20 protein-coding genes are annotated in these 23,442 nt (G+C 57.9%); 5 read left to right on the top strand and 15 right to left on the bottom strand.

The window, feature by feature from the left end; genetic code table 11:
• Positions 1 to 3: 3 nt before the first annotated feature.
• From D777_RS12495 to aroQ, 11 genes are all read right to left on the bottom strand, one after another.
• A complete protein-coding gene (locus D777_RS12495; RefSeq protein ID WP_036132642.1) occupies positions 4 to 1,557 on the bottom strand; it encodes a cation:proton antiporter family protein in 1,554 nt (517 codons plus the stop codon).
• Positions 1,558 to 1,648: 91 nt separating this feature from the next.
• Entirely contained in the window at positions 1,649 to 2,587 is a 939-nt protein-coding gene (locus tag D777_RS12490; protein WP_036132637.1) for an alpha/beta fold hydrolase, read from the bottom strand.
• Positions 2,588 to 2,686: 99 nt separating this feature from the next.
• The gene (gene purD / locus D777_RS12485) at positions 2,687 to 3,973 is read right to left on the bottom strand and encodes a phosphoribosylamine--glycine ligase (RefSeq protein ID WP_036132633.1); all 1,287 of its coding nucleotides are present in this window, start codon (positions 3,971 to 3,973) and stop codon (positions 2,687 to 2,689) included.
• Between the two features lie 25 nt (positions 3,974 to 3,998).
• Positions 3,999 to 5,579, bottom strand: coding sequence for a bifunctional phosphoribosylaminoimidazolecarboxamide formyltransferase/IMP cyclohydrolase (purH, locus tag D777_RS12480; protein ID WP_036132632.1), 1,581 nt, complete (start codon positions 5,577 to 5,579; stop codon positions 3,999 to 4,001).
• An 84-nt stretch (positions 5,580 to 5,663) separates the two neighbouring features.
• Positions 5,664 to 5,981: a DNA-binding transcriptional regulator Fis gene (gene fis / locus D777_RS12475; RefSeq protein ID WP_036132631.1), complete on the bottom strand. Its 318-nt coding sequence runs from the start codon at positions 5,979 to 5,981 to the stop codon at positions 5,664 to 5,666.
• Positions 5,978 to 6,976, bottom strand: coding sequence for a tRNA dihydrouridine synthase DusB (gene dusB / locus D777_RS12470; RefSeq protein WP_036132627.1), 999 nt, complete (start codon positions 6,974 to 6,976; stop codon positions 5,978 to 5,980). The genes fis and dusB overlap by 4 nt, the downstream gene beginning before the upstream one ends.
• Positions 6,977 to 7,202: 226 nt before the next feature.
• Positions 7,203 to 8,420 carry a DUF3426 domain-containing protein gene (locus D777_RS12465; protein WP_036132624.1) on the bottom strand — a complete coding sequence of 406 codons (1,218 nt, stop codon included), beginning with the start codon at positions 8,418 to 8,420 and terminating at the stop codon, positions 7,203 to 7,205.
• A gap of 62 nt (positions 8,421 to 8,482) precedes the next feature.
• A complete protein-coding gene (prmA, locus tag D777_RS12460) occupies positions 8,483 to 9,379 on the bottom strand; it encodes a 50S ribosomal protein L11 methyltransferase (protein WP_036132621.1) in 897 nt (298 codons plus the stop codon).
• A 28-nt stretch (positions 9,380 to 9,407) separates the two neighbouring features.
• The gene (gene accC, locus D777_RS12455) at positions 9,408 to 10,754 is read right to left on the bottom strand and encodes an acetyl-CoA carboxylase biotin carboxylase subunit (RefSeq protein WP_036132618.1); all 1,347 of its coding nucleotides are present in this window, start codon (positions 10,752 to 10,754) and stop codon (positions 9,408 to 9,410) included.
• Positions 10,755 to 10,772: 18 nt separating this feature from the next.
• On the bottom strand, positions 10,773 to 11,240 hold the full coding sequence (accB, locus tag D777_RS12450; RefSeq protein ID WP_036132614.1) for an acetyl-CoA carboxylase biotin carboxyl carrier protein: 468 nt from the start codon (positions 11,238 to 11,240) through the stop codon (positions 10,773 to 10,775).
• Between the two features lie 27 nt (positions 11,241 to 11,267).
• Positions 11,268 to 11,708, bottom strand: coding sequence for a type II 3-dehydroquinate dehydratase (gene aroQ, locus D777_RS12445; protein ID WP_036132608.1), 441 nt, complete (start codon positions 11,706 to 11,708; stop codon positions 11,268 to 11,270).
• 377 nt (positions 11,709 to 12,085) lie between these two features.
• Here aroQ and D777_RS12440 point away from each other — a divergent pair, with 377 nt between their 5' ends.
• Positions 12,086 to 12,811, top strand: coding sequence for a hypothetical protein (locus D777_RS12440; protein ID WP_036132606.1), 726 nt, complete (start codon positions 12,086 to 12,088; stop codon positions 12,809 to 12,811).
• A complete protein-coding gene (locus D777_RS12435) occupies positions 12,808 to 13,797 on the top strand; it encodes a DUF6976 family protein (protein ID WP_036132604.1) in 990 nt (329 codons plus the stop codon). Before D777_RS12440 ends, D777_RS12435 begins: the two co-directional genes overlap by 4 nt.
• A gap of 28 nt (positions 13,798 to 13,825) precedes the next feature.
• On the opposite strand, the gene D777_RS12430 is transcribed toward D777_RS12435, so the two are convergent.
• The gene (locus D777_RS12430; RefSeq protein ID WP_036132602.1) at positions 13,826 to 15,436 is read right to left on the bottom strand and encodes a diguanylate cyclase; all 1,611 of its coding nucleotides are present in this window, start codon (positions 15,434 to 15,436) and stop codon (positions 13,826 to 13,828) included.
• A 197-nt stretch (positions 15,437 to 15,633) separates the two neighbouring features.
• Between D777_RS12430 and D777_RS12425 the strand changes: the two genes are divergently transcribed.
• Both D777_RS12425 and D777_RS12420 read left to right on the top strand, forming a co-directional pair.
• Positions 15,634 to 17,634: a bifunctional diguanylate cyclase/phosphodiesterase gene (locus D777_RS12425; RefSeq protein ID WP_036133082.1), complete on the top strand. Its 2,001-nt coding sequence runs from the start codon at positions 15,634 to 15,636 to the stop codon at positions 17,632 to 17,634.
• A gap of 6 nt (positions 17,635 to 17,640) precedes the next feature.
• A complete protein-coding gene (locus D777_RS12420) occupies positions 17,641 to 18,693 on the top strand; it encodes a DUF2333 family protein (protein WP_036132601.1) in 1,053 nt (350 codons plus the stop codon).
• A 73-nt stretch (positions 18,694 to 18,766) separates the two neighbouring features.
• Here the strand turns inward: D777_RS12420 and ppa are convergent, their stop codons facing one another.
• The 3 genes from ppa to rpiA all read right to left on the bottom strand — a co-directional run bounded on the left by ppa (position 18,767) and on the right by rpiA (position 21,693).
• Positions 18,767 to 19,294, bottom strand: a complete 528-nt coding sequence (ppa, locus tag D777_RS12415) for an inorganic diphosphatase (RefSeq protein ID WP_036132596.1) — start codon at positions 19,292 to 19,294, stop codon at positions 18,767 to 18,769.
• A 437-nt stretch (positions 19,295 to 19,731) separates the two neighbouring features.
• Positions 19,732 to 20,871: an acyl-CoA dehydrogenase family protein gene (locus D777_RS12410; RefSeq protein ID WP_036132592.1), complete on the bottom strand. Its 1,140-nt coding sequence runs from the start codon at positions 20,869 to 20,871 to the stop codon at positions 19,732 to 19,734.
• Between the two features lie 141 nt (positions 20,872 to 21,012).
• A complete protein-coding gene (gene rpiA / locus D777_RS12405; protein WP_036132587.1) occupies positions 21,013 to 21,693 on the bottom strand; it encodes a ribose-5-phosphate isomerase RpiA in 681 nt (226 codons plus the stop codon).
• Positions 21,694 to 21,787: 94 nt separating this feature from the next.
• Here rpiA and ilvA point away from each other — a divergent pair, with 94 nt between their 5' ends.
• Positions 21,788 to 23,362, top strand: a complete 1,575-nt coding sequence (gene ilvA / locus D777_RS12400) for a threonine ammonia-lyase, biosynthetic (RefSeq protein WP_227501772.1) — start codon at positions 21,788 to 21,790, stop codon at positions 23,360 to 23,362.
• The last annotated feature ends 80 nt before the right edge of the window (positions 23,363 to 23,442 follow it).

The raw sequence follows: 23,442 nt of genomic DNA, 5'->3' as shown, positions 1-23,442 counted from the left end.
TGCTCAACCCGCCTGACCGCTGTCGCGCCCGATGATATGGCTGGCCAGGGCAACGCCGGTTTCGTTCATGGTCAGGTAGGCGTCGTTGGCACCGGCTTCGCGAATCTGCCTGGCCTCATCCTCATACATAGTATGGGCAACGATGTAGCCCCTGAATCCCAGCTTTCTCAGCATTCGGGCCGCAATCAGCTTGCCCTCAATGTCGCCCAGCGCCAGGATAACCGAGTGCACTTCCGGCATGTGCAGGCCATGCCAAAAGGAGGCGTCCTCGGCATCGGCAAAGACCACGTGCCGGCCGGCCTTGCGGTGCTCATCGGCTTTCGCCGGGTCGGAATCCAGGCCGATCAGTTCCTCTGCTTTGGGGGCAATCCAATCGTAGGCGGCTGTGCCGGTTCTCCCCATGCCCATAATCAGCACGCGGGCGCTGCCCAGGGATAGCGGCTGCTCGTCCGGGTGATGTTTCTGACTTTCGAACTGGCTGAGTGCCGGCGCAAAGCGCTCGTACAGGTTGTGGGCAAAACGGTTCAGCGGTGCGGAAAGTACAAAGGACAAGGACACGGAAATCGCCAAAGGGACCAGCCATTCCGGCAGCGCAATGCTGGCGACAATCAGCCCGAACTCGCTGTAATTAGTCAGCGCCAGAGAGCTGAGAAAACCGCTCCGGGCCCGGAGTCGGAAGGCCAGTAACAGGAAAAAGAACAGCAGGCCCTTGAGGGGCAGAACCAGCATGGCGACGATAGCGAACGTGAGAGCCTGACTGTCTGGCAGGCCGCCGATACCAATCTGCAGAAAGAATCCCACCAGGAACACTTCCTTCACGCTCCACAGGGATTTGGACAACTCCTGAGCCCGGGGGTGGCTGGCAAGCATGGCGCCAAACACCAGTGCTCCGAGTTCCGAGCTCAATCCGATACTTTCAAAACCGTAACCGCCGAGAACCAGCGCCAGAAGAAGGCCAAGAAGGACCAGCAATTCATCGTGGCCGCTGGCGTCGAGTAGACGGAAGAGTAGAGGCCGCAACAGCGGCAAACCGAAGACGATCAGCGCCCACTGGGACGGCGTCTCGCCACCGGCGAGACTCATGACCACCAGTGCGATCAGGTCCTGCATGATCAGGATGCCGATGGCAACGCGTCCATGAAAGGCTCGTAGCTCACGCTTGGATTCGAGGACTTTCGCCGCCAGAACCGTCGAGGAGAATGACAGCGCAATGGCGAGCAGTAATGCCGTACTCCAGGGCAACTCCATGAGCAGATAGAGCCCGGGGGTGAAGACGCCACAGGTGATGGCAAAGTGCAGCAGGCTACCGCCGATGACCTCAGGGCTGATGATGGACCTCAGCTTGAGTTTCAGACCAACGGTAAACAGAAGCAGGAGCACCCCGACGTGAGCAATGTGGCCGAGTATTTCCGTTGGACCAATGTCCATGCCAGTTACATCGGATAGCCCGCTAAGCAGAAATCCGGCGGCCAGGTAGCCCACGAGAGGTGGGAGTCCAACGCCCTTGACCAACAGGCCCAGGGCGAACGCGAATGAGATCCAGAGAGCTTCAGGCATGTTTCAGGTTATTCAGGCGTTATTGTATTGCTGTAAGGCTATCCTGTTTTTGCGCGCCAATGTAGTGGATCAAGGTGGAAGCTGTCGACCGCTACCGTGATGCGCGTGATGCCAGAAATTCACGAAAAAGTCGGGCTGACTCTTCTGGCGCTTCGATCATTGGTGCGTGACCGATGTCGTCCATCAGAATCAATTCTGCATTGGGAATGGTCGCCTCGAAAACCTGGCCATTCTGATAGTTTATGACCCGGTCTTCCTTGCCCCAGATCAGCAAAACGGGGGCTTGGATTCCGGAAATGCGTTCTTTGAAGGCCGGGTCATCATTACTTTCCCGGAGGGCCGCGAAAATGACCTGATTGATCTCACGGTTGGCGATGGCCTTTTCTTCCATTACTCCGAGGATCGGCCATGGCACAAAAGGCGGCTCCTCCAGCGCAAAGGCCATCAGGCGCTCGAGATCGCCCTCCTGGCTGGGAATCAGGGGGTTCTCGCCGTTGGTAACCAGCTCAACCAGTTCACTCTCGTACTCGAAAATGCCCGCCGGATCGAAGAGCACGGCGCTCTTGACTTGCTCCGGGTATATGGCCGAGTAAAGGGCGGTAATAGCGCCGCCCATTGAGTTACCCATCATATGGAATTCATCCAGGGACAGGGCGTTCAGAATCGTTGCGAGACGCCTGGCTTGACCGGTCAGGGAATAGTCCAGGTCGAGTGGTTTGCTGCTCTCTCCGTGACCAGGAAGGTCTACTGCAATAACATTAAAGTCGTCCGTGAGTTCGTTGGCGAGTCGGGTCCAGTTGTCTTTGTTGGCACCAAACCCATGCACCATGACAATGGTGTCTCCGGTGTTGGCCTCCTGATTCTTGAGGTAGGCGATGTCCAGTGAGCCTACCTTGACGGTGTCTGACTGAAGGCCGGAACTCGAGCGCTCCAGATCAATGGCGCTCTGATACAGCTCATAGCGTGAACAGCCGCCAAGAAGCACAGCCAGCAGTGCAGGTAAGAGCAAAAACGACAAGGGGCGGGGCATCAAAGACTCCTGAATGTTGGTTGGATCCGCGAAGCAAGAGCTTAAGGTATCGAAATAAAAAGCCCGGTCAATGACCGGGCTCGGATACCGTGGACTGGGTCAGGATTGCTCTCTGACGATGGCCCGATAGGCAATGTCCTTACGGTAGAACGAACCGTCCCAGCTGATCCTGGATGCCAGATCGTAGGCACGCTTCTGGGCCTCAGTGACGGTGCTGCCCAGAGCCGTGGCGCAGATTACACGGCCGCCACTGGTGACCACGTCATCGCCGTTGAGTTTGGTGCCTGCATGGAACACCTTCTCGCCTTCCACTTCTGACTCCGGCAGCCCGGAAATTACGTCGCCCTTGTTATAGCTGCCCGGGTAACCTCCTGCAGCCAGCACGATGCCGACGGACGCGCGGTCGTCCCAATCGGAGCTGCACTGGTCAAGCTTGCCGTCGATGGCGGCGTTGCACAAAGCCACCAGGTCCGACTGCATTCTCAGCATGATCGGCTGGGTTTCCGGATCGCCGAACCGGCAGTTGAACTCAATGACCTTGGGGGCGCCACTGTTGTCGATCATCAGGCCGGCATACAGGAAGCCTTTGTAGGGATGGCCTTCGGCTGCCATGCCCCGAACCGTGGGGTAGATGACTTCGTCCATAATGCGCTGGTGTACATCGGCGGTCACCACCGGAGCCGGTGAGTAGGCACCCATGCCACCGGTGTTGGGGCCCGTGTCGCCGTCGCCAACCCGCTTGTGATCCTGGGACGTGGCCATTGGCAGCACGTTTTCACCATCGACCATCACGATAAAGCTGGCTTCCTCACCTTCCAGAAACTCTTCGATCACCACGCGGCTGCCGGCGTCGCCGAACGCATTGCCTGCCAACATGTCACGGATGGCGTCTTCGGCTTCTTCCAGGGTCATGGCGACGATAACGCCCTTACCGGCGGCCAGTCCGTCGGCTTTGACCACGATCGGAGCGCCCTGTTTGCGAACATAGGCCAGCGCCTCGTCCACATCGGTAAAGTTGCCGTAACCCGCAGTCGGAATCTTCTGGCGTGCCAGGAAATCCTTGGTGAAGGCTTTGGAACCTTCCAGTTGGGCCGCACCCGCACTCGGGCCGAAGACGCGAAGGCCGCGCTCTTCGAAGGTATCGACGATGCCGGCCACCAAAGGCGCTTCCGGGCCCACGATGGTCAGGCCGACCTGATTGCTGGTGGCAAAGCTGGCCAGGCCCTCAATATCCATAACGTCAATGTTGACGTTCTCCAGCCTCGGCTCCCGGGCGGTACCGGCGTTGCCGGGCGCAACGAATACCCGGTCTGCGTCGGGAGACTGGGCCGCTTTCCAGGCCAGGGCGTGTTCGCGTCCGCCACTGCCAATAACAAGAATGTTCATGCTCGGAATCCTTCTGTGTCCGGTATCAGTGACGGAAGTGGCGCATGCCCGTGAATACCATGGCGATGCCGTGCTCGTTGGCAGCGTCGATCACTTCCTGATCGCGCATGGAGCCACCCGGCTGGATGACCGCGTTAATGCCAGCAGCGGCTGCCGCGTCGATGCCGTCGCGGAAGGGGAAGAACGCATCGGAGGCCATGACCGATCCCGGTACTTCCAGGCCTTCGTCTGCGGCCTTGATGCCAGCGATCTTGGCGCTGTATACCCGGCTCATCTGACCGGCGCCAATGCCGATGGTGCGCCCGGCCTTGGCGTAGACAATGGCGTTGGATTTGACGTACTTGGCGACTTCCCAGGCGAATAGCAGGTCGTTCAGTTCCTGTTCGGACGGCTGACGCTCGGTGACCACCTTGACGTCTTCCATGGCCACCATGCCCAGGTCGCGATCCTGAACCAGCAGGCCGCCAGTCACGCGTTTGTAATCCATGGTTTGAGCGCGCTCGCCATCAAACTCTCCGCAAGCCAGCAGACGTACGTTTTTCTTGGCGGCTACCAGTTCCGCGGCTTCCGGCGCGACGGTCGGGGCAATGATCACTTCCACGAACTGGCGGTCAACGATGGCTTTGGCAGTTTCCGCATCCAGCTCACGGTTAAAGGCAATGATGCCACCGAAGGCCGATGTGGGATCGGTGGCGAAAGCCAGGTCGTAGGCCTGCCGGATGTCAGCGCCAATGGCCACGCCGCAGGGGTTGGCATGCTTGACGATAACACAAGCCGGATCGGCGAACGGCTTCACGCACTCCAGTGCAGCGTCGGTGTCGGCGACGTTGTTGTAGGACAGCTCTTTGCCCTGCAGCTGCTTGGCGGTTGCCACGCAGGCTTCTTTCGGCGCGCGTTCGGCGTAGAAGGCCGCGCGCTGATGGGGGTTTTCACCGTAACGCATGTCCTGAACCTTAACGAACTGGGCGTTGAAGGTGCGGGGGAAGGCCGCGTTGTCGTTGTCCGGGGTGCGGCCGCCCAGATAGTTGGCGATGGCGCCGTCGTAACCCGCGGTGTGTTCGAACGCTTTCACGGCCAGATCAAAGCGGGTCTCATAGGGCAGTTCACCGTTGTTTGCTTCCAGCTCCGTGAGAATCCGGGTGTAGTCGGAGGCATTCACCACGATGGCAACATCGTTGTGGTTCTTCGCCGCAGCGCGAACCATGGTGGGGCCACCGATGTCGATATTCTCAATCGCGGTGGCGAGGTCACAGTCCGGGTTGGCGACCGTCTGTTCGAACGGGTAAAGGTTCACGACGACCATGTCGATCGGGTTGATGCCATGCTCGCCCATAATCGCATCATCGGTACCGCGACGGCCGAGAATGCCTCCGTGAATCTTGGGGTGCAGCGTCTTGACGCGGCCGTCCATCATCTCCGGGAAGCCTGTGTAATCAGACACCTCGGTCACCGGGATGTCGTTCTCCCGGAGCAGACGGAAGGTCCCGCCGGTTGAGAGCAGTTCAATGCCACGGTCGGCGAGGGCACGGCCGAATTCGACGATGCCGGTTTTATCACTCACGCTGATCAATGCGCGACGGACGGGGGTGTTAGCCTGGTTTGCCATGAGTCACTTTCTTCGCTGGAGATGAACGAATAAGGGCCTCGCGAATGGTGTCCGGGAGGCCCTTATCAAATCAGGGTGTCTGGATTATAGCAGACCGTACTGCTTCAGCTTCTTGCGCAGGGTCCCGCGGTTCAGACCGAGCATGGTGGATGCCTTGGTCTGGTTGTTGCGGGTGTACTTCATCACCTGCTCCAGAAGAGGCGCTTCCACTTCAGAGAGTACCAGCTGGTAAACTTCGGTTACCGGTGCGCCATCCAGTTGGGCGAAATAGTTCTTCAGAGCAAGCTCGACGCTGTCACGGAGTGTGACGGCGTTGCCACTGTTGTTCACCGTTTGGAGCTGGTGAATGTCGTCACTGGCAGGAGTGCTCAGGTTGTCGTTTGCCAAAGTCTCAGCGGTCATGCTGCGAATACCTCTTGATTTCGTAAACCTTCAAAATACTGTTGAATAACGTCTCTCTGCTCCAACGCATCGTCGATGGCGTTAAAGCTTTTTCGGAATTGCTTGCTCGGGTCATGGGACTGCAGGTACCAGCCCACGTGCTTCCTGGCGATGCGTACGCCCATTGTCTCGCCGTAGAAATGATGCAGTTCTGTCAGGTGCCCGGTCAGGATGGCTTCTACCTCATCCAGAGAGGGCGCTGGCATGTGCTCCCCGGTTTCCAGGTAATGAAGGATTTCCCGGAATATCCAGGGGCGGCCCTGAGCTCCTCGGCCGATCAGCAAGCCATCGGCATCGGTGTGTGCCAGCACATGACGTGCCTTTTCCGGAGAAGTAATGTCCCCATTTGCAAATACCGGGATCCCGACACTGGATTTGACTTCGGCAATGGTGTCGTATTCCGCGTCGCCGTTGTACTTGTCTGCGCGGGTACGGCCATGAACCGCAAGAGCCTTAATACCGGCGTCTTCAGCCATTCGGGCAATAACTGGAGCATTGCGGTTGTCTGTATCCCAGCCGGTGCGCATTTTTAGGGTGACCGGGATGTCCACGGCATCGACAACCGCTTCCAGAATCTCTCTCACCAGATGCTCGTCTTTCATCAGGGCTGACCCCGCCGCCTTGTTGCACACCTTTTTGGCGGGGCATCCCATATTGATGTCGATAATCTGGGCTCCAAACTCAGCGTTCATCCTGGCGGCGTTGGCCAGCATCTGCGGATCGCCTCCGGCGATCTGCACGGATCTGGGCTCCGGCTCACCCTCATGGTTGAGGCGCGTGCGGGACTTCCGTGTATGCCAGAGTTTGCTGTCCGCGATCACCATTTCCGAAACTGCCAGGCCTGCGCCCAGTTTCCGGCACAGGAGCCGGAACGGGCGATCGGTTACGCCGGCCATGGGCGCAACGATCAGCGGATTGGGCAAAGTGTACGGCCCGATTTTTGCCGTCGGCAGCATGATCTGAATCCGTTTTTACAACGAGTTGAGCAAGCGTATGAACGACGCAGCTGGTCAATTAGTGATCGATCTGTGTTCCGAAGGGCGCTAATGATACCGCTGGGGGCGACATGATTGAAGGGGCTTCGGAGCGAAAAAACTGATTATTTTTCGCCCTTTCTGGTTGACTTTTGCTCGCTTCGATGGGCGCTGAGCCCTGGCGTTCAGTGAACACCTGCTTACGTCGTTAGCGGTTGTTGGGGCGGAACTTGATGTTGTAATTCACCGCATCGCGACCCGGATCGCGGATCTGGATGGCAATTCGCACCGGCGTCTCCCTGGGCATGGCCTCTAGATCGCGGCCTTCCCCGGCAAGGTACTCGTCTGGCGTGAAAACACTCTGGGCCACGATATCGCCGTTCAGGTTCGAGAACGTCAGTGCGATGGCGGGGAACGGCTGCTCAAACTCCGCACGGTTGATGATGACGGCGTCGACGATCAACTGGTTACGGTTGTCCGGGTCGGAGCGAACCACCAGTTTCCTGCTCTGGATCTCGCCAACGTTGACCAGAGGTTTCAGTTCACACCCTGCGAACTCACAGCCTTTCTCGTAGAACGGTCGTAGCTCTGGAATGGCTGACAGGCGGTCGAACTGATACCAGGTGACCTGGGCAACAAGAACGCCGATCAATGCGAGGACAATCAGTGACCAAAAGAAGGTGCGCAGCTTTCCGCTGCCACCGTCGCCGACGGACACCGGTTCCCGGCGTAAATCTTTGAAGGGGGGCGCGGCACTCATGGGGGCTTCGGGTTGTGCCGACTGCGGATCGACATCGGCGACCGGTTCGTCGTTTTCTTCAATCTCGATAAAGAAGCTGTCTTCCGAGGGCTTTTCTTTGAAGTGCGGCTGCTCGGTTGTCCTCTGAGGTTCTGCGGCTTCAGGCTGAATTGGCTCTGGGTTCAGGGACTCCCGCGCCGGCTCCGGGGCCTTGGGTTCCGGAGCGGGTTTGCCCTGCGGCGCGTGGTCTGGCTCCGCAAGGATGTCCTCGGCCCAGCTTTCGTCGACATGCTCGAACTCGCCGTCGTCATGATCATCATGGAAGGCCGACGGGCCGGTGCTCTCGTCAATATCCCGGAAACTGTCGCTCAGCTCATCATCGGAGAACCCCAATTTAGTGCCAGCGTACTGACCCTCGGTGGCATCTTCCTCCGGGTTGTCCTGAAAGACAAAGTCCTCCTCGGTGAAGTTTGACGGGCCGGCATCCGCCGGAGCGTCTGCCTTTTCAGCCGGTTCCGGTGAGTTGTCCGCCGGCGCTCCGGGTTTGACCTGGTGCTCAATGGCATTGAACACAGCCATGCAGTTGCCGCAACGTACCTTGCCCTTGGCGATACCAAGTTGTTCATCGGATACCCGGAAACGGGTTTGGCAATTCGGGCACTGTGTCTGCAGGCTGCTTGGGGGCATGCTTCGTTCCTGAAAGCGGTTGGACTACGACTGTCGGAGTTTAGACGTTACACGAACGTTCGTCATCTGTCGTTGCGCCGTCCTGTGAGGCGTATCCACTCCTCGCGCTGCTCCGGCTCGTCCATGATAAACCAGGGCTCGTAGGCTTCCATCACATCCCGGGCCTGGTTGGAGAGGATGCCGGAAAGTACCAGGTCACCGCCCGGCTTCGTCAACTTGGCCAGATGGGGTGCGAGGCCGATAAGTGGTTGGGCCAGGATGTTGGCGAGCATGATGTCGCACTGGGTGTCCGGCTCGTTCTCGGGCAGGTAAAGGTCCAGCTTGCTGTCTTCGACACCGTTACGGCGGGCATTGTCGCGGCTGGCTTCGAGTGCCTGTGGATCCGTGTCGACACCGATTACATGCTTTGCATCAAGCAGCAACGCGGCCAGTCCAAGGATGCCGGAGCCGCAACCGTAGTCGGTCACCTGCTTGTCCGTGACGTCCTTGCCATCGAGCCATTCCAGGCACAGGGCGGTGGTCGGGTGGGTGCCGGTGCCGAAGGCCAGGCCCGGGTCGAGCATCAGGTTGGCGGCGTCCGGATCCGGCGCATCGTGCCAGCTCGGAACTATCCACAGCCGTTCACCGAACTTGAGGGGGTGGAAATCATCCATCCAGGCGCGTTCCCAGTCCTTGTCCTCAACCAGGGTAACGTCGATTTCCGGCAGCGTTTGCTGGGTGCGCTGATGCCAGGCATCCCGGAGTTCGGCGCAGATCTGGTCGATGTCGCGGTCGGACTGGAAAAGGCCCGTCACGGTGGTCTGGTTCCACAGTGGGGTGGTGCCGGGGTCGGGTTCGAACAGGGGCTGATCGGCGGCGTCTTCCATGGAAACGGCATCAGAACCGAGTTCCATGAGCAGATCTTCCAGCTGATCCGCATTATCGGGATCAGCTGGGATCTGGAGTTGTATCCAGGGCATAGTGTTTCCTGCAATTTGATGCAGGACGTCAGTCCCGCATCAGTTTTTCAAGGTGATGAATGGTGAAGTCTACCTGTTTAAAGCCACCATCGCGCACCAGATTTCTATGCAGGGGTTGATTGGTCTTGATGCCCTCGACCACCAACTCGTCCAGCGCGTTCTTCATGCGCCGGCGTGCAACGTCACGATCGTCTCCCCAGCTGATCAGTTTTGCGACCAGCGAGTCGTAATATGGCGGTACGGTGTAGCCACTGTAGAGGTGTGAATCCACCCGGATGCCGTTGCCGCCTGGAGCGTGAAAATGCTTCACCTTGCCGGGGCTGGGCACGAAAGTCTTCGGGTCTTCGGCGTTGATCCGGCATTCAATGGCGTGACCGGAGATCTTGATGTCGTCCTGGGTGTATTGCAGTGGCAGACCGCTGGCGATACGCAGCTGCTCCTTGACGATATCAACACCGGTAACCATCTCGGAGACCGGATGCTCGACCTGAACCCGAGTGTTCATCTCGATGAAGTAAAACTCACCGTCCTGGTACAGGAATTCGAAGGTGCCCGCACCGACATAGCCAATTTCCTTGCAGGCGTCCACGCAGGCCTGAAGCGTGCGCGCTCGGGACTCCTGGTTGATGTTCGGAGCCGGGGCTTCCTCGATTACCTTCTGATTGCGACGCTGCATGGAGCAGTCGCGATCGCCCAGGTGGATGCAGTTGCCGTGCATATCGGCCAGAACCTGTACCTCGACGTGACGCGGGGTTTCCAGGAACTTTTCCAGGTAGACTGTCGGGTCGCCGAAGGCATTGCGGGCTTCGCTCTGGGTGATCTGGACACCCTTGAGCAGGGCGGCTTCCGAGTGAACCACCTGCATGCCGCGACCACCGCCACCGGAAGCGGCCTTGATCATGACCGGGTAGCCGATCCGGCGGGCGATCTTCAGCGTGCGCTCATCGTCGTCGGTCAGCGGGCCGTCGGAGCCGGGAACGGTTGGGACGCCGGCTTTGACCATGGCTTCAATCGCGGAAACCTTGTTACCCATCAGTCGAATGGTGTCGGCAGACGGCCCGATAAAACGGAAGCCGCTTTTCTCCACCTGTTCGGCAAAGTCCGCGTTCTCAGCGAGGAAACCGTAACCCGGGTGGATGCCCACGGAATCGGTGACCTCGGCGGCGCTGATGATGGTCGGGATGTTGAGATAACTTTCCAGCGGGCTGTTCGGGCCGATGCAGACAGATTCGTCTGCCAGGCGGACGTGCATCAGGTCGCGGTCGACCTGGGAGTGCACGGCAACGGTCTTGATGCCCAGCTCCTTGCAGGCACGCAGGATCCGGAGGGCAATTTCACCCCGGTTTGCGATCAGTACTTTTTCTAGCATGGCCATGGGTAGCTATCACCGAGTTCAGGAAATGACGATCAGGGGCTGATCAAACTCCACCGGCTGGCCGTTCTCGACCAGAATTTCAGTAACGGTGCCGCTCTTGTCGGCTTCGATCTGGTTCATCATCTTCATTGCTTCCACAATGCAGATCACGTCGCCTTCTTTCACGGTTTGTCCGACCTCAACGAAAACAGAGGCGGTGGGTGACGGAGCACGGTAGAAGGTGCCAACCATCGGTGATTTCACAGCGTGACCGTTGACTGCGGCCGGTGCGGACTCTTCCGGAGCTGCAGCCGTTGCGGCGGGCGCAGGCGCGGGAGCGGCCGGCTGCGGAGCAGGGGCCGGAACGTGGCTGATGTACTGCGTGCCGGCAGCCTGCTCACGACGACGGGAGATGCGAACAGAATCCTCTCCCTCCTGAATCTCAAGCTCTTCGACGTCAGATTCCTCGAGCAGCTCGATAAGTTTCTTGATCTTGCGAATATCCATAGTGAATCCAGTCCCGTTTTGTCAGGTCTATCGGTTAATTCGTTTCAGGGCTGCTTGCAGGGCAAAGTCGTATCCCTGGCTACCCAATCCGCAGATAACGCCCTCGGCGATATCAGAGAAATAGGAATGATGACGGAATGATTCCCGCGCATGCACGTTGGAAAGATGCACTTCAATAAACGGTATATCCGAAGCGAGCACGGCGTCCCGGAGAGCGACGCTGGTGTGGGTGAAGGCGGCTGGATTGATGATGATGAAATCCACGCCCTCGGCCCGGGCTTCGTGAACCCGATCAATCAGTTCGTATTCGGCATTGGATTGAAGGTGAAGCAGGTGATGCCCGCTCTCCGCCGCCTGATGTTTCAGCCTGTCGTCGATGTCGGCCAGGGTCTCGTGGCCATAAACCTCAGGCTCGCGTGTACCGAGCATGTTGAGGTTGGGGCCGTGGAGCACCAGAATTGTCGACATGGTTTTGCCTGCCTTTTGTGTCTTTTTTTAGAGGATCGCCGAAAATCACAGCACGTTCTCACAATGGTGCGTACTTGTTTCTCTCAGATCAACACTTTTTGACAATCTTCCCTGTCGTCCATTGGTCGTAAAAAGACGGCATTCAAATTCCAACAGGTTCTTTCCGCTGATGACAATCATTGTCGTCAAGGGTGTGACGGACTTCCATACGACGTTGGTTTCATAACCCGCGGCTACGATGCCTTCGAGTTGCCGGGCTGGTCGGTGGCATTGCTTCTGAAGTCGTGGTCATACGCTGCCAACGTTCAGTTTAGTCCCGGGTTGCAGAGCGAGACACTGTCAAGCGGCTCAACAAAAATAATGTAGGAGATGTCGCTATGAGGGATACGGAGGTATGCCGGCGCCTGCTTGGCATTGAGGAACCCTGGACGATCAATCGTCTGAGGATTGATACCCAGACCCGGGAGTTGCACGCGTTTGTCGGTCGCGGCCAGGGGTGGTTGGCGCGAGTTGTGCCTGACCAGCCGAAATCCCGCTGGCGCCACAGTAATGTGGGGGCATACAAAGCTTTTATCCACGCGACCGTCACGGATGGGTTGTCCGACGAAGAAAAGGGGGTGGGCTTTATCGGGCGGCCTGACACAGAATTTACCACCGGCCTCGCACGTAAGGTCACTGACTGCCTGAAGGCGGGGCTGCGCTACCGGGAGGTGTGCCAACTGCTCGACATTGATGTGCATCTGGCCTGGCAGATCCGTCACGCCATTCAGGAGGGCATGCTGGGTACCGAACTGACCGCCCTGGCGGATTCGATGGGAGCAGATATCGGGCAGGATGCACTACCGGATATCCCGCCTGTCTCTGATCCGGCGTGGCGCAGGCTTCTCAGCTCAGAGGGATCGCTCAATCCGAGACTTTTGAGCCTGCGGCTTCTGCTCACGCGTGCCCGGCAGGAATTTGGCCGGCTTGAGGATGAATCAGCGCGGATGATACGGATTAATGAGATTCGCCGTTTCTTTGTAAAACACCGGAAACAGCTTGGGTATGAGATTGATCAGTTGCAGAGTCTCAGGTCTGTTCGCGAGAAGGAGACCTCAGAATGAGTGACACAAACAGCAGCCTCCTGAGCGTTGCAGAAGTGTCGGCACTGATCGGCAAAGGCGTACCGCTGGCTCTGGCCGGTGATGAGTCCGTGCTGGCCGCTTTGCCTCAAGGTAACTGGATCGCCGGCACCACTCCCTACTTTATGACAGCTGAAGCCGGCGTTTGTGACCGAAACCGGGTGTTTGCACAGGTGCTTGATGCCGAGCAGGTCTCCATTGAAACCTACGACATGGAGTCGCTGCCGTCGTTTCTGGAGGACGCACCTGAGCATGGCTATTCCATCATTATTCTTCCTGCCGGTAGCGAGGTTCATCGTTCATACGCCGAAAATGCCCCCGGATTCCCGGAGATGTACCTGAAGCCGGTGGTTGGCTGGGTGGCGGGAATGCACCTGGACGATCTGGGGGCGACAACGCCGAGGGTGGTCAACGGCCTGACCGGAGAATCATACGAGAACCAGGCAGTGGTGCTCCATGGGAGCCTGCCGCCGGGAACGTCAGCCATCGTGCATGCGATCAATCTGTTCGAGCCGGATGAAGGTGACGATATCGAATTTGCCGAGACTGGATTCTCAGCCCGGCAGGGCCTGGTCAACGGCGAGCAAAAGGCGTTGCCTGAGTATTTCGAAGACCGTGGTGTAGATACTCGTCAGCCCCTGCTAGCGGATTACTGCGGTGCCATGGTTAACGTCAGTATCCAATCGGTCGACTCGGGCAGTGGCGAGGTGCAGTTCTATGCCCCGGTATTTCGGGGCATTCAGTACCGTGTTGCCAAGCCGGTCAGTGACTATCCGCTCGCGTTCGCCCAGGCTATGCCGTCGAATCCCGGTCGGATCGTGTTTGGGTGCAACTGTATCCTTAACTATCTGCATTCAGGGCTGGAAGGGAAGAAAACGCCAGGCCTGACAGGCCCGGTGACGTTCGGGGAGGTGGCGTATCAGTTGCTGAACCAGACAGCCGTGTTCATGACACTGGTGGATGACTGAATCCACCAGCGCCAGCGCGGTCCGATTGTCAGGTTGAGGCAGTCACGCAGTTTCGGCCGGCATTTTTGGAGGCATACAGCGCCTGGTCGGCCCGTTCGCACAGGGCCTGGGAGGAATCTCCCTCCCAGGCCGCCACGCCGCAGCTAAAGGTGACGTTAAATTCCCGGTCTCCTGCAGGCTGCAGAAGTTCGGAAAACCTTTCCCGCATCTCATTCAGAACGTTCCGGGCATCGCTGGCCTGGGTGTTTGGCAGGATGATGGCGAACTCCTCACCACCGTAGCGCCCGATGTGGTCGCTCTTGCGCAAGCGCTGCTTCAGGAACATCGAGAGGCTGCGCAGCACCCGGTCGCCAATCGGATGCCCGAAGGTATCGTTGACCTTCTTGAAGTAATCGATATCGATCATCGCAAAGCACAGCGGCTGGTCTTTCTGGCGGGCACGAACAATTTCCTGCTCAAGCAGGTGCAGTGTGTGCGTGTGGTTATACAAGCCGGTGAGGCTGTCACGGATCATCAACGCCAGCAGTGAGCGGGCCCGGCGCCCCCGGTTATGGATTGTGGATATCAAGTGTTTGGGATCGATAGGCTTGGTCAGGAAGTCGTCGCCACCGAGGCTCATGGCGTGCAGTTGTTTGCTGACGTCGTCTTCTGCAGACAGGTAGATGATCGGTACGCTGTGAAAGCGATCCTGTTGCCGGATGACCCGGGCGATTTCCATGCCGGTGCAGCCGGGCATGTACATGTCGAGGATGATGATCTCCGGAGAAAACTCCTCAAGCGCGGTAATGATGGCCATCGGATCGGTAATGATGTGAGCCGTCATGCCGGCTTTTTTCAGCACCGTCTCCATGTATTTGGCTTGCGCTCTGGAATCGTCCAGAACCAGAACCTTGTATGGCTCTACCGTGTTGCCATGGGTATAGGTTTCGATCTTCTCGATCAGCTGGCCGGGATCAACCGCCGGGAAAAAGAACTCCTCGCCACCGCAGCGGGACGCGCGCAGACGGGTTTCAATGCTGCCATCCTCGTCACTGACAAAAATGATCGGAATGGGGGTGTCGTGGCGTTCCTGCAGTTGCTCAATGGATGCGATACCTGCGTTCTTCTCCCCGCCAAAGTTCACGTCCATCAGGATGGTTTCGGGCTTGTGAAGGGAGCAAGCCTCGATCAATTGTTCCGAGCTGGAAAAGGCAGAGGCACGGAAACCAAAAAACTCGAGCTGGCGGATCAGGCGGCCAGCCATTTCCTCGTTGGCCAGAGCAATGTAAACCGGTGTTCTCCGGTACTGGTTGGGGGTTTCGCTGCTGTTCTGGTCGGTCCGCCGACAGGTGCACTGGGACAGGGCTTCCAGTGCGTCCTGGAGCTGACGCTCCAACTGGCCATCCAACGGCTCGCCAGAGCCCCAGTTGTTGACAAGGTCCAGAATTTTCTGGCCGGCTTCCGCATGACTGTGCATTTCGAAGCGCTGGGCGTAACGAACCAGTTTGTCGGTGGCTGCGAGGAATTCATCGCGATGGGCACCGGCCAGGTCGTTGTGCTCGCGTATCTTCTGCCAGGTGTCCAGAACAACCCGGGCCTGGGTTGTCACACGTCGTGCGAAATGCTGCCTGAGTTTCTCTTTCTGGCTTTCGTCGTTCATGGTGCTCCGGCCTGTCTGCTTCCGTTTTTGGTCGTCCTTCCCTGACTGGACGATTATTTTTCAACCTTAATCCTTTTCGAGAGTCTATAGTGTTTAGAGTTGTCGGCGTAGGTTGTTCTATGTAAATGTTTGTCAACTCTGCGGCGCAGGTCACAAACCTCAAGCCGGCTGGCGCACAGCCAATCGGAGATGCTCTCATGGCACGGAAGCGCATCAGACAGGAAGGCCGTCAACGTGGGGTGGCAACCCTGCGTGCACTCCTGCTTCTCTTCACTGGAACCCTGCTGGTGCTCGTTCTGGCCGCCAGCTTCGTGACCAGTTATAACTTTTTCCGGGACTATGTCTCGGGCCAGTTAGCCGGTCATGCCCGCGATGGCGCCACGGCCATCGGTCTCTCCCTTTCCAACGCGATTGACGCCCGCGATCCCGTGGCGTCGTCGTCGGTGATTGATGCGGTGTTTGACAGTGGTCGCTATCTGTCCATCAGTTATCTGGATCACCATGGCAATGAAATCGCCGGCCGCTCCATCGGCTTGCAGCAGGCGGAGGTGCCAGCCTGGTTTCTGGTGGTTGTAGAGCTCCCGCTGCCTGTTGCCCGGGCCGAAGTGGTGCGGGGCTGGAATCGTCTGGGCACCGTGGAGGTGGTGAGCCATCCCGGCCGCGCCTATGAGGACCTCTGGCGTATTTCGATTTGGTTGGTGGCGAGCACGCTGATTCTTGGCGGTGTTGGGCTCGTTGCGCTCTATATCCTGCTTCGACGAACACTCAAACCGTTGGGTGAGCTGGAAAAGCAGGCAAAAGCGCTGGGGCAGCGGGATTTCCGGCAGCGGGTCACGGTTCGATCAACCCGTGAGCTGAACCAGGTGACCGAGGCGATGAACCAGATGACGGATGATCTGGGGCGGCTGTTTGAGGGGCAGGCAAAGCTCATTCAGCACCTTCGAAAGGTAAATAACGAAGATCCGGTGACCGGACTTTCCAGCCGCAGCGCCTTTGATCAGCGCCTCAAGGTGGAAGTCGAGTCAGAAGAGAAGGCCGCTCCGGGGGTGCTGATACTGATGCATCTGGCCGGATTTGCGGATTACAACCAGGCATACGGTCGTGCCGAGGCGGACCGGTTGCTGCTCCAGGTCGCTGCAGTGGTTGATGAATTTACCAGTCAGCACGCGGACGCCTTTGCCGGTCGAAGAACCGGGGCCGAGTTTGCCATTTTTGTGCCGGGTGCGCTGCCGGCGGATGCCGGAGTCTGGTGTCGTGAGCTCGTGACACGTGTGGATGGGGTCTACGCGGACCTTGCCTCGCCAATGGATACGGCGGTGCATGCAGGGCTGGCCCGTACTCAGGAAGGGCAGGGCATCAGGGATCTGCTGTCCGCAGCGGACGAAGCCCTGCGGGTTGCCCAGGGATCGGAAGAAACCACGTGCCACCATACGGATGGCGGCAAGGATGGGCACCACAACTTGGAAACCTGGCGGGTCATTATTTCGCAAGCCATCCGCGAGCAGAATCTGTCCCTCTGGCTTCAGCCCATGGTCTGTGAAAACCTGAGCGAGCCCTTTTACCACCAGGTTTTTTCGCGCATCACCAGCCCCGAGGGCACGCTCAAGGCCGGTATATTCGTGCCTATGGCCGAACGTTTCGGGTTGATTGCTGATATCGATCGTCTGCTGATTCAGCGCGTGCTGCAGCGGTTGCAGAGCGATCGTAACCGGTCTCTGGCCGTTTCACTGGGTAGTGCCTCGATTGCCAGTGAGAGTTTCCGCAACGATGTTATCGCTATGCTCGAATCTGCCGGGCCGTTGGCATCCAACCTGTGGATTGGTATTTCTGAACAGACGATACATCACCATCGGACGGCTGTAGGGCAGCTTATGAAGGCCTTGGAACGGCTTCGGATCCCGGTGCTGGTTGATCGTTTTGGTGTGGGCGGTGTGCCGTTCTCCTACCTCAGAAATCTGAGATTCCAGGCGCTACGTATCGACAATAGCTTCATACACGATATTGATACGCACGCAGACAATCGCTTCTATGTGGAGTCCGTGATCGGCATTGCCCACAGCAGGGGCGTAAGAGTGTTTGCGACTGGGGTGGAAACTGCGGCGGAATACTCGGTACTCTGTGGGCTGGGTATCGACGGGGCCATGGGGTACCATCTTGGCAGGCCGTATGCCGCCGACAACCATTCGACAGGGGATTGAGAGTCTATGCCAGGCAAGATCAGACAGTATTTCAGGGATCGGAAAGACGATGTACAGGATTACGCCGGCGGGAGTGGAGTAATCGGCAAGTTTGTGCTTTTCGTGCTGGTGATCTACCTGTTGGTGGCTATTATCCTCGGCATGTACTGGAGCAGCGAGCCCGAGACGTTCTCTGTCCGCGAACACACCCGATCCGTGGCCAACGCCATGCAGCGAGAGCCGGTGACGGGTTTTGCCACCACGGTCACCATGATCCGTATTGCCGAAACCCTGCTGGATAAGCCGGGCGGCTATATTTCCAACGACATCTTCCCTCCGGGGCTCTGGCTCGACAACATGCCGAACTGGGAATACGGCGTACTGGTCCAGCTGCGTGATCTTTCCCGAGCCATGCGCAAGGATATCAGCCGCTCTCAGAGTCAGTCCGCAGAGGATGCCGACCTGACCATTGCTGAGCCGCAGTTCCACTTCGACAGCGAAAGCTGGGCGATTCCCTCCACGGAAGCCGAATATCGACGGGGTATTGAGGCGCTTAAACGCTACCTGAACCGACTGTCTGCACCGGAGCAGGCGGATGCCCAGTTCTTTGCCCGGGCTGATAACCTGAACAACTGGCTGGCCGATCTCGAAACCCGCCTGGGCAGCCTTTCCCGGACTCTTGGTGAGAGTGTCGGCAAGGCTTCAGTTTCTGATGCGGTCGCTAACGTTGACGAGGACGACCCGCTGGCGGAAGAAACCGGAGCGATTGATGTGCAGACTCCGTGGACCAAGATTGATGACACCTTCTACGAAGCCCGTGGCAGCGCCTGGGCACTCCTGCATATCTTCCGCGCCATCGAGGTGGATTTCCGCAAGGTTCTCCGGGACAAGAACGCCACGGCCAGCGTTAAGCAGATCATTATTGAGTTGGAAGGTACTCAAGAGGCCATGTGGAGTCCGGTGATCCTCAACGGCAGTGGTTTCGGAGTCCTGGCTAACCACTCCCTGACCATGGCAGCCTACCTGTCACGCGCCAACGCGGCGATCAGTGACATGCGGGATCTGCTGTCACGGGGCTGAATCGGGGGGCGATTCGAGCATAAAAAAACCGGGCTCAAGCCCGGTTTTTTTATGCCTTGCAGAATCCGAACAATCAGCCCTTGTAGGCTGCGATGGACTCTTCAATGGCTTTCTTGGCCGCGGCGGCGTTATCCCACCCCTGAACCTTGACCCACTTGTTGGGCTCGAGAGTCTTGTAGTTCTCGAAGAAGTGCTGGATCTGGTTGCGCAGCAGCTCCGGCAGGTCAGTGATTTCCTGAACGTCGTGGTAGGTGGTGGTCAGCTTGTCATGGGGAACTGCAACCAGCTTGGCATCACCACCGGCTTCGTCTTCCATGTTCAGAACGCCAACCGGGCGGCAGCGGATGACAGAGCCGGCCTGAACCGGGTAAGGAGTCACAACCAGCACGTCCAGAGGATCGCCATCGTCGGCCAAAGTGTGGGGAATGAAACCGTAGTTGGCCGGGTAAAACATCGGGGTAGCCATGAAGCGGTCTACCAACAGGGCGCCCATGTCCTTGTCCAGTTCATACTTGACCGGGGAGCTGTTGGCCGGAATCTCGATGGCTACGTAGATATCTTCAGGCGGGTTTTTGCCTGCGGGGATGTTATCGAATTGCATGTGCGATCCTTCCTGGTACGTAAGGTACGTTTAACTGCGGTTAAAAAGTGGGCGCAATTATACGGAAGTCCGCTGCAGTTCGAAACTAAACCTTGGTAGGTCTGCCCGCGATGGTGCGAGCATCGATCTGGTGAAGCCTTCCGAAAAGCGCCCGTGAATACGTCCGTGTAGGGCTCGGTCGCGCCATCCCTGGCGCTCCACGTTTTCGGAAGGCTTCACCAGATTGACGCCGAGGTACTGCAATTGCTCTCTGAAAATTGAATGGCAATTCAGGGAGGACCCGCACAGCGTTTGACGGGGCGGGTCAGCCTGCTTTCCAAAACTGTGCGCAGCCATGGATGGCGGAGCTCAAGCGCCACATGGATGTGCCGCAAGGAGCGGGTTTTGGAAAGCAGGCTGACCTGCCCCTAACTCTGAGTAAAAAGGGCTAAGGGCGTCTAAAGCCGAAGTTGTTTGGCAATCAATTCCTTCATGATTTCGGTCGTGCCACCGCCAATGGACAGGATTTTGGCATCCCGGTACAGGCGTTCCACCACCGATTCCCGCATGTATCCCATACCACCGAACAGCTGAACCGCCTCCCGCGTAACCTCCTCGCAAACCTCGACGGCAAAGTTCTTCGCCATCGCCACTTCCTTGACCGGATTTTTGCCCGCCTGCATCAAGGCAGCGCAGCGGTAGGTGTATTCCCGGGCAATGTCGATACGGGTAGCCATATCCACCAGCTTGTGACGAGTCACCTGAAAGCCGGATATATTGCGCCCAAAGGCCTGACGCTGCCGGGTGTATTCAACGGCGGCTTCGTAGGCGATCTGGGCTGTCATATAGGCCATGATGCAGAGCATCAGACGCTCCGCGAGGAAGTTGCTCATGATGGCAATGAAGCCGGCATTTTCAGCGCCGATCAGACGGTTGGCCGGCACGCGGCAATTCTCGAAGAAGAGCTCTGCAGTATCGCTTGCCCACCAGCCCATCTTGCGCAGCTTTCGGCCCCGGGAGAAACCAGGCATATCACGATCGATCAGCAGCAGGCTGATGCCGCCATGACCTTCGCCGCCAGTGCGAACCGCAACCGTGTAATGATCGGCACGAATGCCGCTGGTAATAAAGGTCTTGCTGCCGTTGACGATATAATCATCGCCGTCCCGAACGGCACGGGTTTTCAGATTGGCCACATCCGAGCCACCGCCGGGCTCGGTGATGGCAAGGGCAGAAATCTTCTCGCCCCGCAGAACCGGCGGCACGATCTCGTCGCGAACTTCTGAGCGAGCCCACTTGGCCACAGGGGGCAGCCCGATATCCAGTGAACCGAGGCTGGCAACCAGACCACCGGAGGTGGATCGCATCAGCTCTTCGGATACGGCAACCTTCAGGAATACATCACCCTCCCCGGTGCCGCCCAGTGACTCGGGGAAGCCGATGCCCAGAAGCCCTGCATCGCCCGCCTTCTCGTAAAGCTCTCTCGGAAATTCACCCGCCTCTTCCCAGTCATCAATGTGGGGGAGTATGTGGGTATTTACAAACTTGCGGGCACTCAGGCGTGCTTGTTCATGAATATCATTGAAATAGTCGGACACGCTGGCCTCCCTGTTGGTGATGTGAATACCCGGAGTGTCGCGCAAATGTTTCTACCAAGCAAGCGCTTGGTTGTGTTTTGGGCGGGCAATAAAAAAGCTGGCCTGACAGGCCAGCTTCTGTGGTGTTGCCTTCGGGCTGCGTCAGGCGCCCTGGCGGGGAATGCTCTTGACGCCCTCTTTGGTACCTAGCAGGAGCAGGTCGGCTGCGCGACGTGCGAAAAGGCCGTTGGTGACCACACCAACAATGTTGTTGAGCTGTTCTTCAACATGAATCGGGCGGGAGATGTCCATGTTGTGAACATCGATAATAATGTTGCCGTTGTCGGTCACCACGCCTTCCCGATAAACCGGGTCACCACCCAGCTTGACGATTTCACGCCCCACATGGCTGCGCGCCATCGGGATCACCTCAACCGGGAGGGGGAACTTGCCGAGCACTCCTACCATTTTCGACTCGTCGGCAATGCACACAAACGTTTTGGCTACGGCAGCCACGATTTTTTCCCGGGTCAGGGCGGCACCGCCGCCTTTGATCAGTTCGAGCCGCTCATTGCTTTCATCGGCGCCATCCACGTAGAACTCGATTTCACCAGCGCTGTTGAGGTCATAAACCGGTATGCCGTGGCCTTTCAGGCGCTCGGCGGTAGCGTCGGAGCTGGCGACGGCGCCGTCAAATTCGTTTTTCAGCTCGGCCAGCATATCGATGAAGAAATTGGCGGTGCTGCCGGTACCAACGCCGACGATGCTGTCACTTTGCAGGTGGGGGGCAATGTAGTCCACGGCGGCTTTTGCGACGGCTTTCTTGAGTTCGTCCTGGGTCATGTTGGGCTCCGGCAGAAAATCTGGGTGGTTTTGCGCGCATTATAGCCTTTTAGGGCGCTCTGCTTATAGACGGCTACCGTTCAAACTTTCTACACTGTGGCCTTTTCTCGCGAGACACTCACCAGCAACCGGAACCACTATGCCGCAGCACTACATCAAGAAGATTCTCGACGCACGCGTCTATGACGTGGCCGTCGAAACACCCCTGACTGAAGCCCGAAGCCTGTCAAAGCGTTTTGCGAACAACATTATGCTCAAGCGCGAAGATCTTCAGCCGGTGTTTTCCTTCAAGATTCGTGGTGCCTATAACCGGATTGCGCAGTTGTCGGAAGAACAGAAATCCAAAGGTGTGATTTGCGCCTCGGCGGGTAACCATGCCCAGGGAGTTGCACTGGCCTCCAAGAAACTGGGTATCAAAGCCGTCATTGTGATGCCCCAGACGACACCGGATATCAAGGTGAAGTCCGTCCGTGATCGCGGAGCAAAGGTTGTCCTCAAGGGCGATGCGTTCGACGAAGCCGCTGCCCATGCCCAGGAGCTGATCAAGAAGCACGGATACACCTACATTCCGCCGTTCGATGATCCTGACGTGATCGCCGGGCAGGGCACGGTTGCCATGGAAATGATGTGGCAGTACTCCCAACCTCTGCATGCGGTGTTTATCCCGGTCGGTGGTGGTGGCCTGGTGGCTGGCATGGCGGCCTACATCAAGTACCTGCGCCCGGAAATCAAGGTGATCGGTGTCGAGCCGGAAGATTCCAACTGTCTCCAGGCAGCGATGAAGGCCGGCAAGCGGGTGGTGCTCGATGAAGTGGGGATCTTCGCCGACGGTGTTGCCGTCAAACAGATTGGTGAAGCGCCCTGGGAAGTCTGCAAGGACAATGTGGACGAGGTGATCACGGTCAGCACCGACGAAATCTGTGCGGCCATAAAGGACGTGTTCGAAGATACCCGTTCCATTGCAGAGCCGGCCGGTGCCCTATCTGTGGCTGGCATCAAAAAGTACATTGAACGCGAGCAGATTGAAGGCGAGAACCTCGCAGGGGTGCTTAGCGGCGCCAACATGAACTTCGATCGCCTGCGATATATCTCCGAGCGCACGGAAATTGGCGAAAAGCGCGAAGCCATCCTGGCGGTGACCATCCCGGAGAAGCCAGGTGCGTTCAAGACCTTTATCAATGCCTTGCACAAGCGCAGCATCACCGAGTTCAACTATCGCTATGCCGACAGCGCAGAGGCCACCATTTTTGTCGGTATCCAGATTCAGGCGGGCGGTCATGGCCGTGATGAGCTGGTGCAGGATCTGCGGGAAAACGGCTACTCCGTTGTCGATCTGACCGACAGTGATCTGGCCAAGCAGCATATTCGCCATATGGTAGGTGGCCATGCGCCGGCCATTACCAATGAAAAGGTCTTCCAGTTCGAATTCCCGGAGCGCCCCGGTGCGCTGTTGAAGTTCCTGATGTCGCTGGGTACTCGCTGGAATATTTCCATGTTCCATTATCGTAACCACGGTGCGGCCTATAGCCGAGTGCTGCTGGGGGCTCAGGTTGAGCATGATGAAGTGGCGGATTTCGAGAAGATGCTGGACAAGGTAGGTTTCCGCTACGAGAACATGACTGACAATGAGGCTTATCGGTTGTTCCTGGGAGCGGGAAATCAGAAATAACCCGCTTCGATAGGGGGTTGGCCTGGATAGCGGGAAAATTGCCGGAACACGCTCAAGCACATCCATGTGGCGCTTGGGCT

It is taken from the genome of Marinobacter nitratireducens (genome assembly GCF_000708045.1).
In the GTDB taxonomy this organism is placed as follows: domain Bacteria; phylum Pseudomonadota; class Gammaproteobacteria; order Pseudomonadales; family Oleiphilaceae; genus Marinobacter; species Marinobacter nitratireducens.
Note: the sequence above shows the minus strand (reverse complement) of the source record. Positions and strands in the feature narration are given on the sequence as shown.

What these genes read in the sequence shown, in the direction of transcription:
- D777_RS12495 (WP_036132642.1), bottom strand. Translation starts at nt 1,557, where the DNA reads ATGCCTGAAGCTCTCTGGATCTCATTCGCGTTCGCCCTGGGCCTGTTG.
- D777_RS12490 (WP_036132637.1), bottom strand. Translation starts at nt 2,587, where the DNA reads ATGCCCCGCCCCTTGTCGTTTTTGCTCTTACCTGCACTGCTGGCTGTG.
- purD (WP_036132633.1), bottom strand. Translation starts at nt 3,973, where the DNA reads ATGAACATTCTTGTTATTGGCAGTGGCGGACGCGAACACGCCCTGGCC.
- purH (WP_036132632.1), bottom strand. Translation starts at nt 5,579, where the DNA reads ATGGCAAACCAGGCTAACACCCCCGTCCGTCGCGCATTGATCAGCGTG.
- fis (WP_036132631.1), bottom strand. Translation starts at nt 5,981, where the DNA reads ATGACCGCTGAGACTTTGGCAAACGACAACCTGAGCACTCCTGCCAGT.
- dusB (WP_036132627.1), bottom strand. Translation starts at nt 6,976, where the DNA reads ATGCTGCCGACGGCAAAAATCGGGCCGTACACTTTGCCCAATCCGCTG.
- D777_RS12465 (WP_036132624.1), bottom strand. Translation starts at nt 8,420, where the DNA reads ATGCCCCCAAGCAGCCTGCAGACACAGTGCCCGAATTGCCAAACCCGT.
- prmA (WP_036132621.1), bottom strand. Translation starts at nt 9,379, where the DNA reads ATGCCCTGGATACAACTCCAGATCCCAGCTGATCCCGATAATGCGGAT.
- accC (WP_036132618.1), bottom strand. Translation starts at nt 10,754, where the DNA reads ATGGCCATGCTAGAAAAAGTACTGATCGCAAACCGGGGTGAAATTGCC.
- accB (WP_036132614.1), bottom strand. Translation starts at nt 11,240, where the DNA reads ATGGATATTCGCAAGATCAAGAAACTTATCGAGCTGCTCGAGGAATCT.
- aroQ (WP_036132608.1), bottom strand. Translation starts at nt 11,708, where the DNA reads ATGTCGACAATTCTGGTGCTCCACGGCCCCAACCTCAACATGCTCGGT.
- D777_RS12440 (WP_036132606.1), top strand. Translation starts at nt 12,086, where the DNA reads ATGAGGGATACGGAGGTATGCCGGCGCCTGCTTGGCATTGAGGAACCC.
- D777_RS12435 (WP_036132604.1), top strand. Translation starts at nt 12,808, where the DNA reads ATGAGTGACACAAACAGCAGCCTCCTGAGCGTTGCAGAAGTGTCGGCA.
- D777_RS12430 (WP_036132602.1), bottom strand. Translation starts at nt 15,436, where the DNA reads ATGAACGACGAAAGCCAGAAAGAGAAACTCAGGCAGCATTTCGCACGA.
- D777_RS12425 (WP_036133082.1), top strand. Translation starts at nt 15,634, where the DNA reads ATGGCACGGAAGCGCATCAGACAGGAAGGCCGTCAACGTGGGGTGGCA.
- D777_RS12420 (WP_036132601.1), top strand. Translation starts at nt 17,641, where the DNA reads ATGCCAGGCAAGATCAGACAGTATTTCAGGGATCGGAAAGACGATGTA.
- ppa (WP_036132596.1), bottom strand. Translation starts at nt 19,294, where the DNA reads ATGCAATTCGATAACATCCCCGCAGGCAAAAACCCGCCTGAAGATATC.
- rpiA (WP_036132587.1), bottom strand. Translation starts at nt 21,693, where the DNA reads ATGACCCAGGACGAACTCAAGAAAGCCGTCGCAAAAGCCGCCGTGGAC.